We start from the raw sequence: 16,169 nt of genomic DNA, 5'->3' as shown, positions 1-16,169 counted from the left end.
GCCAGACGCAGCCGTCGGTCAGTACTCGAAGATCCGCCGGAAGATCCCGGGCGCGATCGCCGAGATCGGATTGACGGCGAGCGTCGGGTCGCCGAACGGGCCCGCGAGGCGGTAGGTGATCCCGATCAGCCCGCCTTCCGCGCCATTGCCGAGAATGCCGCCGACGAAGGGGATCGCCCCGAACAGCCGGTTCACGCCATAGGCCGGCATGAACGAGCCGGACATGTCGATCTGCCGCGCGGTGTCGTAGATCACGCCCTCGAAGCTCGAGCCGAAGATCGGACCGCGCAGGATGCCGTCATAGGCGACCAGCCGGTTGCCGTCCCAGGAGAGTCCCGTCGAGGCGGTATCAAAGTAGGCCTGGGACACTTCGAGGTCGCGCCCGAGCGCGCCGGCCAGGCTGTTCGGGTCGGCGCGAGATGTACCCACGAGGCTGGCAAGCCTTGGTTCGTCAACCAGCGTGAAGTCGCGGAGCGACAGCGGGCCGCTGATCCTGCCCTCCGGGTTGCCGGTGAGCCGCAACCCCAGCGAGCCGCCGGCCATGCGCTTGTACAGGCCGGCAAAGCGCAGCAGCGCGCCGGCATCTCCCGCGTCGAGCCGGATGGCGCGCCCGACCTCCCCCGGCTCGACGGCCAGGCTCACCGGGCTGCCGCGCGGCGTCGTGGCGGTCAGCGACGTCGCAAGGCCAGCCCGGCCGCCGTTACGGTAGCTGATGGCGGCATCGCGCAGTTCCTCGCCATCGAAGCCCAGAAGCCGGTCGACCTTCACCGAGACGGTCAGATTGCCGGCGGAGCCTCCTCCGCTCGAGCCCGACCAATCCGTCTTCAAGCGTCCCAGCATGGCGCGCGCATCAAGGCTGCTGCCGGACACGGTGACCGCGTAGCCCGAGTCGCTTCGCTCGATCGTCGCCGCGACGGAATCGTCGCGGTTGAAGGCAGCACGCCTCAGCTCCATCCGGCGCAGGCCGGCGGAGTCCAGCTCGACCGTCCCCTGCGCCGAAAAACCTTCGCCCTTCAGCTCCGCGGTCGGCAGGACGATCCGATCGCCCTCCATCGCCATCTCGAAATCGAGTGTCGCCGGCACGCCCGGCCCCTTGCTCCAGCCGATCGCCGGCACCGACAGGCGCGCCGAACCGAGATCCACAGATCCGAGGAATCGCTCGCCGGAGCGGGTAAGACGCGCCGAGACCGGTCCGTCCAGCATGTCGCCGAGCTTCGGCAGCAGGGTCTTGACCTGCGCCCCCTCGAGCGAGGCGGTGACGGTGAGGCTCGGCTCGCCCACCGGGTTCGGTGCTAGCGGCTGCGAGAAGTTGATCGTCGCCGGGACGCCGTCGACCATCGCCTCGACGTCGCCGATTGCCGAACCGGGGGCGACGCTGACGATGCCGGTCATGGCCGAAATGCTGCGGCCGGCGATCGGGCGCTTCAGCGCGACGGCGTCGACATCGGCGACGACCGACCAGCTTTCGAGCCGGACCGAGCCGGCGGTCTGTGGCGCGGCCGGGTCAGCCCGCAAGGGCGGTCGCGGCAAATGGAACGCGACACCGACGCCGAGCTCGGCCCGCCCGGACACCTCGTCGGGCTGCCAGTCGGTCTGGCGAAGTGCCCGCACCGGATCGCGGTTCGCCAACTGCAGCAAGGTCGTCGCGTCGCCGGCAAGGTTCAGTGACAGAAGGGCCGCGGTGCCCTCGTCGGTTCGTCCGAATTCGATCGACGATGGCAAGATCATCACGTCCGCCTCATCGAGGAGCGCTGCAGATTCGATGCTGACGACGGTCATGCTGCCCTTGGCATCGATACGGCCCGTGGCGGATTTCACCAGCGGCATCTCGCCAATGGTGCGGAACGACACGTCCGCGAGGTCGAGCGCCAGTTTGAATTCGTCCTCGGTCGGCCCGGAATCCGGCGTCATGATCGCGCCAAGCCGCTCTATGCTGAGATCGAGGCCGACCGAACCGCTGGTCACCGAGCCACCGGAATCGATATGGGCCAGCACCCAGTTGCGGGCGCCGTCGGCCAGGAAGAACGGCCAGAACGCCTTGACGTCGGGTACCGCCAGGTCGTTCGCGTCCATCCTCAACGTCAGCCGGTCGGTGGGCTCGAAGCCGCTGACCGCCCCGTGCCCGGAAAGCTCGCCGGCACCGACCCGCAGCGCCAGATGCTCCAGATCGATCCGCCCCGTGGCGGTCCGGACCGAACCTTCAAGACCGAACATGGCCGACCGGACAGGTCCCGTGTCACTGCCGATGGTCGACGTCAGCCGCGTCGTCGCGATCTGCACCGGTAGAGCGCCGTCCGCATCGGCAACGAGGCCAATCCGGCCGCCGAATTCCGCGTGTGCGTCGCCTAAATCAAACGCCCCATCCTTCAGGACGATTTCGTCACCGTCCTCGTGGATTGCCAAGCTCAGGGATGCCGAGGGAATGTCCACCGCTTGGCGGCCGCGAAACGTGCCGTCCTTCATGGTGACCGTCGCAACTAGTTCGCGGCCCGCGCCGTCGCTACGCATCGTCACGCGCAACGTCGCGGGAATGTGGATATCAGGAGCGGGCGATTCGCTCGGCGGCTGACTGGTGTCGGTCCCGAGCGTCACTCGGGAAGTTTCAAATTCCAGCCCCGAAAGCTCTCGGCCCGCCGCGTCAAGCTGCACCTCTCCGGATGCTGCAACCGCCTGCTCGCCGAACGTCCCGTTCGTCTCGAGCGTGAAACGCCCGTCTCCGGTTTTCCGGATCGTCAGTTCGGAAATCCCGCCAATCTCGGGGGCATCGATGACAGAGAGATCGGAAACCCTCAGCCGTCTCAGTCCCGTCCTGTCGAGATCGCGAATCGATCGGCCGAGGGAAGCGAATATCGTCGCGGGCGTGGGCAGCGCGCCTGAAGGCTTGGCGTTGATAATCTCCGAAGCGATGCGGACGCCCGAGACCCCTACCCGGTCGACGACGAGCCCGTCGTCGAAGAGCGCCCCCAGACCGATGCCCACCCCGATCCGGTCTGCAGTCGCCACGACCGCGCCGCTGGCCCTGTCGCGCAGTGTCACATCCGCGAAACGCAGACCGAGACCGGCACTGGCGTCGAACCCGACCCGCTGCCGGTCCATCTCGACGATGAAATCGGGACCGAGTGCCGTCGAGATGATCCGCTCGGTCTGCGCCTCGAGTATCTCCTGTCCCGTGTCCGTCCAGAGCAGCAGGGCGATGGCCGCGGCCGCGACGACGAGCAGGATGACCGCGAAGCTGGCGATTCCCGCCAGCAGCCGGATGGCAGCCTTCATCGGGACCGCACGCGGGCGTATAAGCGGACCTCACTGGCGTTTGACGCTGATTGCAGGCTTGGCCGCACGCCGGCAGGTCCTTTCATCGCCGGCCTGAACGCGTCAGGCAACGGCCGGAAATCATCGGAACCCGGGCAAAGCGGGTCGGTCTGCTGCCGGTGACTGCATGTCGCTCCTTTCGCGACTTGCAGATCGATGCCGATCTGTTCGACATGGCCTTCCGTCGTTCCCCATTATGCCGAAAGGATGACTTCATGGCGCTTTCCGTGGGCGATCCCTGCCCTGACTTCTCCCTGCCCGACGATCGAGGCGAGATCGTCTCGCTCGAACAGATGAAGGGCAAGGGCTTTGTCCTCTATTTCTACCCGAAGGACGATACGTCCGGATGCACGCTCGAAGCTGTCGAGTTCGGGGCGCTCAAGCCGGAGTTCGACGCGATCGGCGTGCCGGTATTCGGTGTCTCGCCCGATCCGGTCAAGAAGCACGGCAAGTTCCGCGACAAGCACGATCTGCAGGTCCGTCTCCTGTCGGATGAGGAGAAGTCGCTGATCGGTGCGTTCGGCCTGTGGGTCGAAAAGAGCATGTACGGGCGCAAATACATGGGCGTCGACCGGGCCACCGCTCTGGTCGACAAGGCAGGGACCATCGTCCGCCTGTGGCCGAAGGTGAAGGTGCCGGGCCACGCCGAGGAAGTTCTTGAAGCCGCGCGGCAGATGGCCGCCGACGCATGAGCGATACCGGCGCCATCGACCGGATGCCGTCGACGCTCCGTCAGGCAGCGATCGAGGCGCTGCTTGAGGCCGATCTCGATCGCAAGGTCGAGCGCACCAACACCGCCTGCCGGCTGTGGTTCGGCCGGCGGCTCGGCGTCCACGCGCCGACCGACCCGGCACTGCCCGACCGCCCGGGCCGGCCCGCCGAGCCGATGCTCGTCTCGCCCCGCACCGTCAAGCGCCGCTCCGTCCATACGCCGGCCGGACGCATCGCGATGATCCATGCCCTCGCCCATATCGAGCTGAACGCCATCGACCTTGCGCTCGACATCGTCGCGCGCTTTGCCGCCGAGAAGGTGCCGCGCTCGTTCTTCGATGGTTGGATGACTGTGGCACAGGAGGAGGCCAAGCATTTCGGCCTTTTGTCCCGGCGGCTGGCGGAGCTCGATTCGCACTACGGTGCCCTGCCCGCCCATGATGGCCTGTGGCAGGCGGTGGAAGCGACGTCCCACGATCTCGGCGCCAGGCTGGCCGTCGTGCCGCTGATTCTCGAAGCCCGCGGCCTCGACGTGACGCCGTCGCTGCTGGAAAAGCTCCACGCCGTCGGCGACCGCGAAACGGCTGCGATCCTCGAGATCATCTACAACGACGAGAAGAAGCACGTGGCGATCGGCGCCAAGTGGTTCCGGTTCCTCTGCGCCCGCCAGGGGCACAATCCCGCCGAGCGATTCCAGGAGCTGGTACGCGCCTGTTTCCGCGGCGAGGTGAAGGCGCCGTTCAACGACCGGGCCCGCGCCGAGGCCGGCCTGACGCCGACTTTTTATCGTGCTCTGTCGCCACTTTCGCGCTGATCGCGCGGCTCAGCAGACGGATTGTTAACCCTAACGATCTCTAATCCAACCGTCAGCCGCAGGGACTTCTCCTGCATCGACCCCCGGATTGGACGATGGCAGCAGCACGACACGACCGGACATTCGGCGCGTTCCGGCAGGCGCACACCGTGATCATCGCCCGTGGCGATGAGGTCCGTCATTTCACCATCACCCCGCGTCGTCTGGCCGTCGGCGTGGCACTGGCGGCGACGCTCGCCGTCGCGGCCGTCGCGACGCCCACCTGGTATATGCTGCAGAGCCAGAAGAGCGCTCCCGCTGTGGATGCCCGAATGTCGCTGCAGCGTGAGTACGAGCAGCGGATCGCGGCGCTGCGGACGCAGGTCGATTCGCTCACCAGCCGCCATGCCCTGTCGCAGCGGCTGGTGGAGACCAAGGTCGACGTCCTCCTGGGACAGCAGGAGGAACTGGCGGCTCGCTACGACAGGCTGCTGCCGCTCTTCAATCGTGCCGAGGCATCGGGGCTGATCGCCAAACCCGTGCCGCTGCCGACCGCGAAGCCGGCGCTCGCGGAAGAGCCGGAACTCTCGGCCGACATCGTGCCCGCGACAGACAACGGCGGGCGGGCAGGGTCTCTCGGCGGGAATGTCGATCAGGACCTGCGCACGGGATCGATCACGACCGATGAGCGCCCCGCGAATGGACATGTCGCCGATGCCACGCTTCGCGAGATCGGCCGGGCAATCGACATGGTCGAGTTTCACCAGATTGCCGAGTTGCAGCGCCTTGCCGATTCCGCGCGGGTGCGGACCGTGAAAATCGCAACCGCCCTCAAGACGGCCGGCATCGCGCTCGGCGACAGCGCACCGGAGGCGGCAACCGGCGGCCCGTTCGAGCCGGTGCCCGCCGGATTCGATTTCGACGCGACGGTTTCCGAACTCGACACGGCCTTGACGGCCCTGCAAGCGGTCGGCTCGCTCGCCGCCAGCCTGCCGCTGACCCCGCCGATGGCGCACCGCTACGTTTCCAGTACCTACGGCGTCAGGCCGGATCCGTTTCTGGGCCGCACCGCGCTGCATGCCGGCGTCGACTATGCCCTGCCTCAGGGCACGCCCGTGACGGCGTCCGCCCCCGGAAAAATCGTCCGGGCCGGCCGCGCCGGTGGTTACGGCAACATGGTCGAGATCGACCACGACCGCGGCATCACCACGCGCTACGGCCACCTGTCGAGGATCAGCGTCCGGGTCGGCCAGGAAATCGCCAAGGGCGCGCCGATCGGTGCGGTCGGCTCCACCGGGCGCAGTACCGGTCCGCATCTGCATTACGAGATCCGCCGCGGCGGCAACGCGGTCGACCCGGAACGCTTCTTCCGCATCGGCGACCGGATCGGCACGGTCTCCTGAACGAAAAGAGGGGCCGAACAGCCCCCCTTTCCTGCCTCAGTCGAGATCGCCGGCGGCTTCGTCGCCGCCACGGACGCGGTGTGCCAGGGCCGCTTCCATGAACTCGTCGATGTCGCCATCCAGCACGTCCTGCGGCGAGGTGCATTCGACCCCCGTCCGCAGATCCTTCACCATCTGGTAGGGCTGCAGCACGTAGGAGCGGATCTGGTGGCCCCAGCCGATGTCGCTCTTTGACGCTTCGGTGGCGCTGGCCGCCTCCTCGCGCCGCTTCAGCTCTTCCTCGTAGAGGCGCGAGCGCAGCATTTCCCAGGCCTTGGCCTTGTTCTTGTGCTGCGACCGCTCGGCCTGGCACGACACCGCGATGCCGGTCGCCAGATGGGTGATGCGCACCGCCGAGTCCGTGGTGTTGATGTGCTGCCCGCCGGAGCCCGACGCCCGGTAGGTATCGATGCGCACGTCCGATTCCGACACGTCGATCTCGATCGAATCGTCGACGACCGGATAGACCCAGACCGAGGCGAACGAGGTGTGGCGCCGCGCCTGGCTGTCATAGGGCGAGATCCGAACCAGCCGGTGGACGCCGGATTCGGTCTTCATCCAGCCGTAGGCGTTGTGGCCCTTGAACAAGAGCGTCGCCGACTTGATGCCGGCCTCTTCGCCCGCGTGCTCTTCGAGCACCTCGACCTTCATGCCGGACCGCTCCGCCCAGCGCATGTACATGCGCTGCAGCATCGCCGCCCAGTCCTGACTCTCGGTTCCGCCGGCGCCCGAATGCACTTCGACATAGGTGTCGTTGGCATCGGCCTCGCCGGACAGCAGCGTCTCGATCTGGCGCTTGGCGACTTCGGTCTTGACGTCGCGAATCGCTTTTTCAGCCTCCGAAACGATGTCCGGATCGCCCTCCTCTTCGCCCATGGCGATGAGTTCGACGCTGTCGGCGATCGTCTGCTCGAGACGGCGGATGGAAGCGACGGAGGTCTCGAGCTGCTGGCGCTCGCGCATCAGCGCCTGCGCCTCGGCCGGATCGTCCCAGATGGTGGGATCCTCGGCCTTGTTGTTCAGATGGTCGAGACGCCTGAGGGAGCTATCCCAGTCAAAGATGCCTCCTCAGCAGGCTTACGGCCTGCTTGGTCTCGTCGACAATGGTCTCGATCTCGGCTCGCACGCCGCCATCTCCTGAGGTTCATGCTGATCAATCACGCGACGTCGGGCTTCGGGCCGCGACCGCGCTTCGGTCCGGCGACACCGGCCGAAGCCTGCGTCGCCGGCGGCGTCTATAACGCCGTTCGGTTCAGATGGCTAGAACAGGCCGCCGCCGCCGCCCTGGACGATCGCTTGCTCGGCCTCCTGCGACACCTCGCCGGTGCCGAAGTCCGAGGCGACCTCGTCCATGCCGATGATCTCGTAGGCATCGGACGGACCCGTCCCGGGCTTGAACGCCTCCATGATGACGTCGGCGCCGGTGCCCTCGGCACGCATGCCGGTCGTGCGGTTCACGGCAATCAGTTCCATGCCCTCGGGGGCCTTGAACTCGACCGGCGTCTGCCCCTCGACGGCGTGCTTCATGAACTCGACGAACACCGGTGCGGCGAGCCCGCCACCAGTGGCGCCGTCGCCCATCGGCTGCGGGTTGTCGTAGCCGATGAAGACGCCGGTCACGAGATCCGGCGTAAAGCCGACGAACCACACGTCCTTCTCGTCGTTGGTCGTCCCGGTCTTGCCGGCGATCGGTACGCCGACTTCCTTGACCCGCGTGGCCGTGCCGCGCTGGACGACACCTTCCATCATCGAGGTGATCTGGTAGGCGGTCATCGGATCGAGGACCTGGTTGCGCTCGTCCACCAGTTGAGGTTCGGCCTGGCCATTGTAGTCGCCGACGTTGCACTCGGCGCACTGGCGCTGGTCGTGCTTCAGGATGGTGCGGCCGTAGCGATCCTGCACCCGGTCGATGAGCGAGGGCTGCAGCGAACGCCCGCCATTGGCGATGACCGCATACGCCGACACCATGCGCAGCACGGTCGTCTCGCCGGCACCGAGCGCCATCGGCAGGTAGGGCAAGAGCTTGTCGTAGATGCCGAAGCGCTCGGCATACTGGGCGACGAGATCCATGCCCATGTCCTTGGCGAGGCGCACCGTCATCAGGTTGCGGCTCTTCTCGATGCCGAGACGCAGCGTCGAGGGACCGGCCGAGCCACCGCCGTAGTTCGACGGCTCCCAGAACCCGCCATTGCCATCCGGCAGCGAGATCGGCGCGTCGAGCACGACCGATGCCGGCGTATAGCCATTGTCCAGCGCAGCGGCATAAACGAACGGCTTGAACGAGGAACCCGGCTGCCGATAGGCCTGCGACGCGCGGTTGAACTCGGATTCGGCGAACGAGAACCCGCCGACCATGGCGACGACGCGGCCGGTCGACGGCTCCATCGAAACCAGGGCACCCTGCACCTTCGGCGGCTGGCGCAGCAGCCAGGCCGTCCCCTCGCCCTTCGACTGGACGTAGACCACGTCACCGCGCGACAGCACTTCTGCGGCGGTCCGAACGGTACCCTTGCGCTCTTCGGTGTTGAGGCGGAGCGCCCATTTCATGTCCGGCAGCGCGATCGTCCCGATCTCGCGCTCGGCGCCCCTGGCTCCGGACATGCCGCGGGGCGGCTGAAGCCCGATGTCGACGCGTTCGGATTCGGTCGAGAGCACGACTGCGAGGCGCCATTCCGGCACGTCGGCCAGCGGCTCGACCTTGTCGATCGCCGCCCCCCAGTCGCTGCCGACGTCGACATGCGTCACCGGTCCGCGGAATCCGCGGGCCTGGTCGAACGTCACCAGCCCGTGGTGCAAAGCGGTGCGGGCATGCGCCTGAAGGTCTGGGTCGAGCGTGGTACGGACCGAGAGACCGCCTTCGTAGAGGGCATCGACGCCGTAGCGCTGAACGATCTCGCGGCGCACGTCCTCGGTGAAGAATTCCGACGACGCGAGGTAGGTGCCGGTCGGGCGCGGATTGACGTCGAGCGGCTTGCCTTGCGCTTCCTGCGCCTCGGCCACTTCGATGAAGCCGTTCGAGGTCATCTGGTCGATGACCCAGTTGCGGCGCTCCAGGGCGCTGTCGGTGTTGCGGAACGGGTTGTAGTTCTCGGGCGCCTTGGGGAGCGCGGCCAGATAGGCCGCCTCCTCGACGGTGAGCTCGTTCACCGACTTGTCGAAATAGGCGAGCGATGCGGCAGCGACGCCGTAGGCGCCGAGGCCGAGATAGATCTCGTTGAGGTAGAGCTCGAGGATCTTGTCCTTGGAATAGGCCTGCTCGATCCGCAGCGACAGGATCGCCTCCTTGATCTTGCGATCGAAGGTCCGTTCGTTGGTCAGGAGGAAGTTCTTCGCCACCTGCTGCGTAATCGTCGAGGCGCCCTGCATGCGACCGCCCTTGGCCAGCACCAGCACGGCGCGCGCCACGCCCTCGATGTCGATGCCGGGATGGCTGTAGAAATTCTTGTCCTCGGCCGAGAGGAAGGCGTTCTTGACGAGATTCGGAATCGCCTGGATCGGCAGGAAAAGCCGCCGCTGGCGCGCGTATTCGGCCATCAGCGAGCCGTCCGAGGCATGCACCCGCGTCGTCACCGGCGGCTCGTAATTCGCCAGGACCTGATAGTCGGGCAGGTCTTGCGCCGTCCGCTCCAGGTACCAGGCGATGCCGCCGGCGACGAGGAGGAAGAACACCGCGCCTATCCCGAAGAAATAGCCGAGCAGTCTGATCATCGAAACTCCGTCCGGTCCGGCCTGACGCCTCTACCGGTCCCCAACGCGTCGTCCCCTTGACGAGGCGACCGGCTGCCCAGTGATCCGGCATCGAAGACCTCGACGCGGATCGTGCATTCCGTTGGCTAACCTCTGGGCGTCAAATGCGGCAAGCCCGTGGATGCCACTATGTCCGCCAATCTGAAAGCGGCGAACGTGACGATTTTATCACAGCTAGCCGACTTCCTGCCACTGGCGGCGTCATTCGGTGCCGGAAGCCCGTGCCGCCTGTTCGCCGCGGAAGAACCCGACGATCGCGTCGGCGATCGCTTCCGACACGTCGGCGCGCCATGCCGCATCGGTCAGAAGCTTTTCGTCCTCCCTGTTGGAGAGGAACCCCATCTCGACAAGCACGGAGGGTACGTCTGGCGCCATCAGCACCTGGAAACCGGCCGATCGCTTCGGATTCTTGATCAGCCGGACGTCATTGCGCGCCAGGTCCTCGACCAGCGAGGCGGCGAAATGTTCCGAAAAGCTTACGGTCTCCCGGCGCGTCAGGTCGACCAGTATGTCCACCACGTCAGGCGCGCTGCGTTGCCACTGGGCGCCGGCAAATCGGTCGGCGGCGTTCTCGGTCGCCGCGATCTGCCGCGAGAGTTCGTCCGAGGCGTTTTCGGACAAAGTGTACACCGTCGCCCCGCGCAGCCCCGCGGCCCGGATCGAATCGGCGTGGATCGACACGAACAGATGCGCCTGTTCGCGCCGACCGATCGCGGCGCGCTCGTCGAGCGGGATGAACACGTCCGACTCGCGGGTCAGCACGACCTTCACCCTGGGATGCGTCAGCAGCGCGTCGCGCAGCGAGAACGCCGCGGCGAGATTGATCTCCTTCTCGTAGGTGCCGGATTTGGATACCGCGCCGTTATCGACGCCGCCATGGCCGGGATCGATGACGATGATGAGGTCCCGATCGGCTTCGATGTCGCGGCGCGGTGCCGGCGCCTCCTGCGACGCTGCGGGTGCCGCATCGGCCACCGGCTCCGGCGACGGGACGACGTTCGCCGCGTTTCCGATCGTTAATTTCACGATCTCGCCGCCGGATCGCGCCTGCCGCTCGATTGAACTCACGGCGTCCTGCTTCAGCTCATAGATGAAGCGGTACCGGTCGCTCGCCGCGAGGCCATGGCGAACCGTTGCGACGAAGGCGTTGTCCGGCGGGGTCACGATCGGCACGACGGGCAGCGTGTCAATGAAGTCGATCGCAACCCGGTCGGGATTGACCAGTCGGAGCAGCCGCGTCTCTGCCGCCCCGTTCAGGTCGAACCTCACGCTGTAGCCGGATTCATCGACGCTCTGGTCGAGCCCGGTGATCAGCTTCTCGTCCGCCTCCGCCACCATCGAGGTCGGCGCGACGAGCATCAGCGCGACAAAAAGCGCTGAGCCGAGGCGGATCGCATGAGAGCGGACGTTGCAGGTCATTCCCACCATTTGCTTCGGATGGACCGTAGGTGCCGGCGGCGAATCGTGCGGACCGGCTACGCTTCGAAACCGGAGAAAGATGATCACACTGGGGCGGGCGACGCAGCGGCGCAGACGCAAGCCCTGTCTGTATGTGCCAGTATCCACCGGAACTTGCCTCGGGCTTGGCCCACAGGGCCGCCGCGCAAGGTCCATCACGGTATCGCCCTTGTCTCTTGGTGCTGCGCAGCCTAAAAGCGGAAGTGAGGCTTAGTGTGACACGGATATGTGTCGTCGCCGAGTCGGAGCCCCTGCCGCAGCGGATTTCCCACTGTCCGACGGCGATCTTCATGGGCGCGACGACCCCCCGCGGCATTCGACCACGTCATCGGGCCTCGTGGAAGATTTTCGACCGACGCTGGAGCCTTCGTCCAGCCGGTTGTTCAGCGATGCGGACATGCACTGTGCCAACAGCAACGGTCCGCTCGTTCCGTCGGCCGCCACAGCGGCCATCCAGTTGTTGCAGGTCGTGATTTTGTCGCCAGCCTCCAGATCCCCATCGACGCAGCCAGTCCGGACCTCACGGCCCGGATTTGCGTCTTGCCGGGGACGGACGCGGTTGACGCTAGCGGCCGATACGGGCTCGCGCCCAGCGATCGACGGTCCGGCACGCATTGCCTCCCCGCGATCCCGCGCGAGCGCCCGGGAGAATTTGCATGGCAAACAAGATGCTGATCGACGCCTCCCATCCGGAGGAAACCCGCGTCGTCGTCGTACGCGGTAGCCGGATCGAGGAATTCGACTTCGAGTCGGAACACAAGAAGCAGCTCAAGGGAAACATCTACCTCGCCAAGGTGACGCGGGTCGAACCGTCGCTCCAGGCCGCTTTCGTCGAGTACGGCGGCAACCGCCACGGCTTCCTCGCCTTCAACGAGATCCACCCCGACTACTACCAGATCCCCAAGGCCGACCGGCAGGCGCTGATCGAGGAAGACCTCGCTCGGGCCGAGGAAGAGGAAATCGCCGAGGACGCCAAGGTCGCCCGCAGTCAGCAGAACAAGCGACCGGCCCGCAGCCGCGCCGCCGAGCGCGACGACAATGACGGCGACAGCGTCTCCGAGGAAATCGAGGAAGCCGGCAACGCGTCCGAGACAGGCCATTCGGGCGAGGATCGCCGCGACGACGAGAACCACGAGGCGCGCTCCGGCGACGCCGACGAGAACGGTGACGACGAGAACGGCGACGACGAGGCTTCCGGCTCGAACGAAGCCGACACTGAGTCCGGCGACAAGGGTGGCGAGCGCGAGCAGCGCAACCGTCGGCGTGGCCGCGGTCGCCGCAACCGTTCGCGCACGGGCGACGACGACCACGCCGACGAGAACGGCGAGGAAGAGGAGATCGACGAGGTCGGCTCCGAGGACGCGATGGAGGAAGTCCCCGTCCGCCAGGTCCGCCCGCGCCGCCAGTACAAGATCCAGGAGGTGATCAAGCGCCGCCAGATCCTGCTCGTCCAGGTCGTCAAGGAAGAGCGCGGCAATAAGGGCGCCGCCCTCACCACCTATCTGTCTCTGGCCGGACGCTATTCGGTGCTGATGCCGAACACCGCGCGCGGTGGCGGCATTTCCCGCAAGATCACCAACGCCGTCGACCGCAAGCGCCTCAAGGACGTGGTGCGCGAACTCGAAGTGCCGCGCGGCATGGGCATCATCCTGCGCACCGCCGGTGCCAACCGCACCAAGGCCGAGGTCAAGCGCGACTACGAATATCTGATGCGGCTCTGGGAGACGGTGCGCAACGTCACGCTGTCCTCGATCGCCCCTGCCCTCGTCTATGAGGAAGGCAGCCTGATCAAGCGGTCGATCCGCGACCTCTACAACAAGGACATCGACCAGATCCTGGTCGCCGGCGAAGGCGGCTACCGCGAGGCCAAGGACTTCATGCGGATGCTGATGCCGAGCCAGGCAAAGGCCGTGCAGCCGTACCGCGACCCGACGCCGATCTTCGCGCGCCAGGGCATCGAGGGGCAGCTCGACCGCATGCTGCAGCCGCACGTCACGCTGAAGTCCGGCGGCTACATCATCATCAACCAGACCGAGGCGCTCGTCGCCATCGACGTCAACTCCGGCCGCTCCACCAAGGAGCATTCGATCGAGGACACTGCCTACCAGACCAATCTGGAAGCGGCGGAGGAAGTCGCGCGCCAGCTGCGGCTGCGCGATCTCGCCGGCCTGATCGTCATCGACTTCATCGACATGGAAGAGAAGCGCAACAACCGCGCCGTCGAGAAGAAGATGAAGGATTGCCTGAAGAGCGATCGCGCCCGCATCCAGGTCGGGCGGATCTCGCATTTCGGCCTGATGGAAATGAGCCGCCAGCGCATCCGCGCCAGCGTGCTCGAATCCACCATGCAGACCTGCCCGGTTTGCGAGGGCACGGGCCACATCCGCTCCGCCTCGTCGCTGGCGCTGCACGTGCTGCGCACGATCGAGGAGCACCTGCAGAAGCATTCGAGCCACGACCTCATCGTCAAGGTTCCGACGGCGACGGCGCTCTACGTCCTCAACGAGAAGCGCAAGCGCATCGAGGAACTCGAGCGGCTCTATGGCCTGCGGATCATGATCGAGGCGGACGAGAGCGCCGGGCGCCAGGGCATCCAGATCGACCATGGTGCGGAAGCGCCGCGGGCGCCGATGCCGATGGAAGCGATCCAGTCCGATGAGGTCGCGGCGATCGACGCCGCCGAGGAAGCCGCCGACGAAGAGGCGGCACGGGCAGCGGCGGTCGACATTGCCGAGTCCGACGAGCATGAGGCCGAAGCCGAAGGCCGGGTCGAGGAGGCCGCCGACAGCAGCGAAAGCGGCCGGCCGCGGCGTCGCAGGCGTCGGGGCCGCCGGCGGGACGGTGACAAGTCCGAGACGGAGGCCACCTCCTCGGAGGACAATAACGGCGCCTTCGCCGAGGACGATGATAACGAGACCGATTCTGCCGAGCCGCATCACGCGGTGGCGAGCGACGATGACGAGCGGGGTCGCCGCCGGCGCCGGCGCGGTCGCCGTGGCGGCCGTCGCAACCGCGAGGACACGCCGGAAAACGGCGAATCGGGTGATGCGGAAACGCCGATCGCCGCGACGGTCTTCGTCGCCGACGGGACGGAGGATCGGGCCAATGCCGATCAGTTCTTCCCGGATGCTCCGGTGGCCGCCGTCAGCGAAGCCGAGCCGGTCCATGCGGTTGCGGAGGAAGCCCTAGCGGCAGAGCCGGTGGAGGAATTCGCCGGCCAGGCAGAGGTGACCGTCGAACCGGTCGCCAACGATGATCGCCAGGACGCTCCGATGGAGATCGCATCCAGTGGCGATGCCGGCGAAGCGACCGCTGCCAACGACGACCTGCCGACGACCGAAGCCGAGCCGGCTTCGGCACCGAAGGATCCGGTGGTGACCTCCGGCAGCAGTGCTGAGTCGGGCAAGGAAGAAGACAAACCGCGCCGCACCGGCTGGTGGGCCCGCCGCAGCTTCTTCTGATCGCCTCCGGCATCAGGCACTGAATCGAAAGGGCGGCCATGTGGCCGCCCTTTTTTGTTTTCACGCATCCCGAAGCGGCGGACCGCAGCAGGGGTCAGCCGCGCAGCAGTGCCTGCATCCGGTCGAGCGCCTCGCCGAGGCTGGCATGGTCGCAGGCGTAGGAGAGCCGCACGAACCCCTCGCCGCGACGCTGGTCAAAATCCGTGCCGGGCGTGATCGCCACGTGGCAGCGCTCGAGAATGGATTTGGCGAACGCCGTAGAGCCGATCGCCCCCTCGGGGATACGGGCATAGGCGTAGAACGCGCCGTCGATCGGCGCGATGTCCCGATAGCCGAGGCCGGGCAGCCGCGCCGCCAGGAGGTCGCGGTTGCGGATATAGCCGGTACGCACCGCGTCGAGTTCGTCGCGTGAGTCGAATACCGCGGTGGCCGCGACCTGCGACATCTCCGGTGCCGAGATGTAGAGGCTCTGGCCGATCCGCTCGGCGGCCCGCACCAGGCTCGGCGGCAGCACCAGCCAGCCGATGCGCCATCCGGTCATGCAGTAGTATTTCGAGAACGAGTTGACGACCAGCGGGCTGTCGGAGAACGCCAGCGCCGTCTCCTCCGCCTGGCCATAGGTCAGGCCGTGATAGATCTCGTCGGAGATGAAGCGGATGCCGGCGGCATCGGCATATTCCACCAGCCGCCGCAGCTCGTCGCGGGGTGTCATCGTGCCGGTGGGGTTGGCCGGGCTGGCGACCAGAACGCCGGCGACGGGGCCTGACTCGTGCAGATGCCGCAAATGGTCGGCGGTAAAAACGTAACCGGTCGAGGCGTCGACCTCGTGCTCCACCGGCACCAGCCCCAGCGCCTTCAGGATGTTCCGGTACGCCGGATAGCCGGGCGCCGCGATGGCGATCCGGTCGCCGGGATCGAAAGCCGCGAGAAAGGCCAGGTTGAAGCCGGCGGACGATCCCGTGGTGACCATGATCCGCTCGGACGCGACGCTCTGTCCGTACGCGTCCTGATAATGCCGGGCGATCCGCTCGCGCAGGTCACCGCGGCCAAGCGCATCCGTATAGGCGACACGGCCATGGTCGAGCATCAGCCGCGCCGCGTCGCGTGCAGCCTGCGGCGCAGGCGCCGCCGGCTGGCCGACGGCGAGCGAGATCACGTTCTCGCCGCGCGCGATCATCCGGTTGGCCTCGGCGAGCACGTCCATCGCCCGGAACGGATCGATCTCGGAGCGGCGGGAAGCGGTGAGCG

Annotated in this window: 9 protein-coding genes; 4 read left to right on the top strand and 5 right to left on the bottom strand. The window is 66.8% G+C overall.

The window, feature by feature from the left end; translation table 11 throughout:
* Positions 1–18: 18 nt before the first annotated feature.
* Positions 19–3,270: an AsmA-like C-terminal region-containing protein gene (locus tag GTW51_RS18255; protein ID WP_163045499.1), complete on the bottom strand. Its 3,252-nt coding sequence runs from the start codon at positions 3,268–3,270 to the stop codon at positions 19–21.
* A 254-nt stretch (positions 3,271–3,524) separates the two neighbouring features.
* On the opposite strand from GTW51_RS18255, the gene GTW51_RS18250 reads away from it, so the two are divergent.
* From GTW51_RS18250 to GTW51_RS18240, 3 genes are all read left to right on the top strand, one after another.
* A complete protein-coding gene (locus GTW51_RS18250; RefSeq protein ID WP_163045498.1) occupies positions 3,525–4,001 on the top strand; it encodes a peroxiredoxin in 477 nt (158 codons plus the stop codon).
* Complete coding sequence (locus tag GTW51_RS18245; protein WP_163045497.1) at positions 3,998–4,834, top strand: ferritin-like domain-containing protein; 837 nt, start codon at positions 3,998–4,000, stop codon at positions 4,832–4,834. The genes GTW51_RS18250 and GTW51_RS18245 overlap by 4 nt, the downstream gene beginning before the upstream one ends.
* Before the next feature lie 95 nt (positions 4,835–4,929).
* On the top strand, positions 4,930–6,216 hold the full coding sequence (locus tag GTW51_RS18240; protein ID WP_163045496.1) for a M23 family metallopeptidase: 1,287 nt from the start codon (positions 4,930–4,932) through the stop codon (positions 6,214–6,216).
* Positions 6,217–6,252: 36 nt separating this feature from the next.
* Here the strand turns inward: GTW51_RS18240 and prfB are convergent.
* From prfB to GTW51_RS18225, 3 genes are all read right to left on the bottom strand, one after another.
* Positions 6,253–7,381 (bottom strand): peptide chain release factor 2 gene (gene prfB, locus GTW51_RS18235; protein ID WP_163045495.1). Its coding sequence is split into 2 segments (ribosomal slippage): positions 6,253–7,314 and positions 7,316–7,381, totalling 1,128 coding nucleotides; the frame shifts between segments, so codons are not numbered across the junction.
* A gap of 134 nt (positions 7,382–7,515) precedes the next feature.
* Positions 7,516–9,963, bottom strand: a complete 2,448-nt coding sequence (locus tag GTW51_RS18230) for a penicillin-binding protein 1A (RefSeq protein ID WP_163045494.1) — start codon at positions 9,961–9,963, stop codon at positions 7,516–7,518.
* Positions 9,964–10,203: 240 nt separating this feature from the next.
* Positions 10,204–11,421, bottom strand: a complete 1,218-nt coding sequence (locus GTW51_RS18225) for an N-acetylmuramoyl-L-alanine amidase (RefSeq protein WP_246233255.1) — start codon at positions 11,419–11,421, stop codon at positions 10,204–10,206.
* A gap of 695 nt (positions 11,422–12,116) precedes the next feature.
* Between GTW51_RS18225 and GTW51_RS18220 the strand changes: the two genes are divergently transcribed.
* A complete protein-coding gene (locus GTW51_RS18220) occupies positions 12,117–14,921 on the top strand; it encodes an Rne/Rng family ribonuclease (RefSeq protein WP_163045493.1) in 2,805 nt (934 codons plus the stop codon).
* 94 nt (positions 14,922–15,015) lie between these two features.
* Here the strand turns inward: GTW51_RS18220 and GTW51_RS18215 are convergent, their stop codons facing one another.
* Positions 15,016–16,125, bottom strand: coding sequence for a pyridoxal phosphate-dependent aminotransferase (locus tag GTW51_RS18215; protein WP_163045520.1), 1,110 nt, complete (start codon positions 16,123–16,125; stop codon positions 15,016–15,018).
* Positions 16,126–16,169 lie beyond the last annotated feature (44 nt).

Origin of the sequence: Aurantimonas aggregata (assembly GCF_010500835.1) — a bacterium.
In the GTDB taxonomy this organism is placed as follows: Bacteria; Pseudomonadota; Alphaproteobacteria; order Rhizobiales; family Rhizobiaceae; genus Aurantimonas; species Aurantimonas aggregata.
This window is presented reverse-complemented; position numbering and strand designations above follow the sequence as displayed.

What these genes read in the sequence shown, in the direction of transcription:
- GTW51_RS18255 (WP_163045499.1), bottom strand. Translation starts at nt 3,270, where the DNA reads ATGAAGGCTGCCATCCGGCTGCTGGCGGGAATCGCCAGCTTCGCGGTC.
- GTW51_RS18250 (WP_163045498.1), top strand. Translation starts at nt 3,525, where the DNA reads ATGGCGCTTTCCGTGGGCGATCCCTGCCCTGACTTCTCCCTGCCCGAC.
- GTW51_RS18245 (WP_163045497.1), top strand. Translation starts at nt 3,998, where the DNA reads ATGAGCGATACCGGCGCCATCGACCGGATGCCGTCGACGCTCCGTCAG.
- GTW51_RS18240 (WP_163045496.1), top strand. Translation starts at nt 4,930, where the DNA reads ATGGCAGCAGCACGACACGACCGGACATTCGGCGCGTTCCGGCAGGCG.
- GTW51_RS18230 (WP_163045494.1), bottom strand. Translation starts at nt 9,963, where the DNA reads ATGATCAGACTGCTCGGCTATTTCTTCGGGATAGGCGCGGTGTTCTTC.
- GTW51_RS18225 (WP_246233255.1), bottom strand. Translation starts at nt 11,421, where the DNA reads ATGACCTGCAACGTCCGCTCTCATGCGATCCGCCTCGGCTCAGCGCTT.
- GTW51_RS18220 (WP_163045493.1), top strand. Translation starts at nt 12,117, where the DNA reads ATGGCAAACAAGATGCTGATCGACGCCTCCCATCCGGAGGAAACCCGC.
- GTW51_RS18215 (WP_163045520.1), bottom strand. Translation starts at nt 16,125, where the DNA reads ATGGACGTGCTCGCCGAGGCCAACCGGATGATCGCGCGCGGCGAGAAC.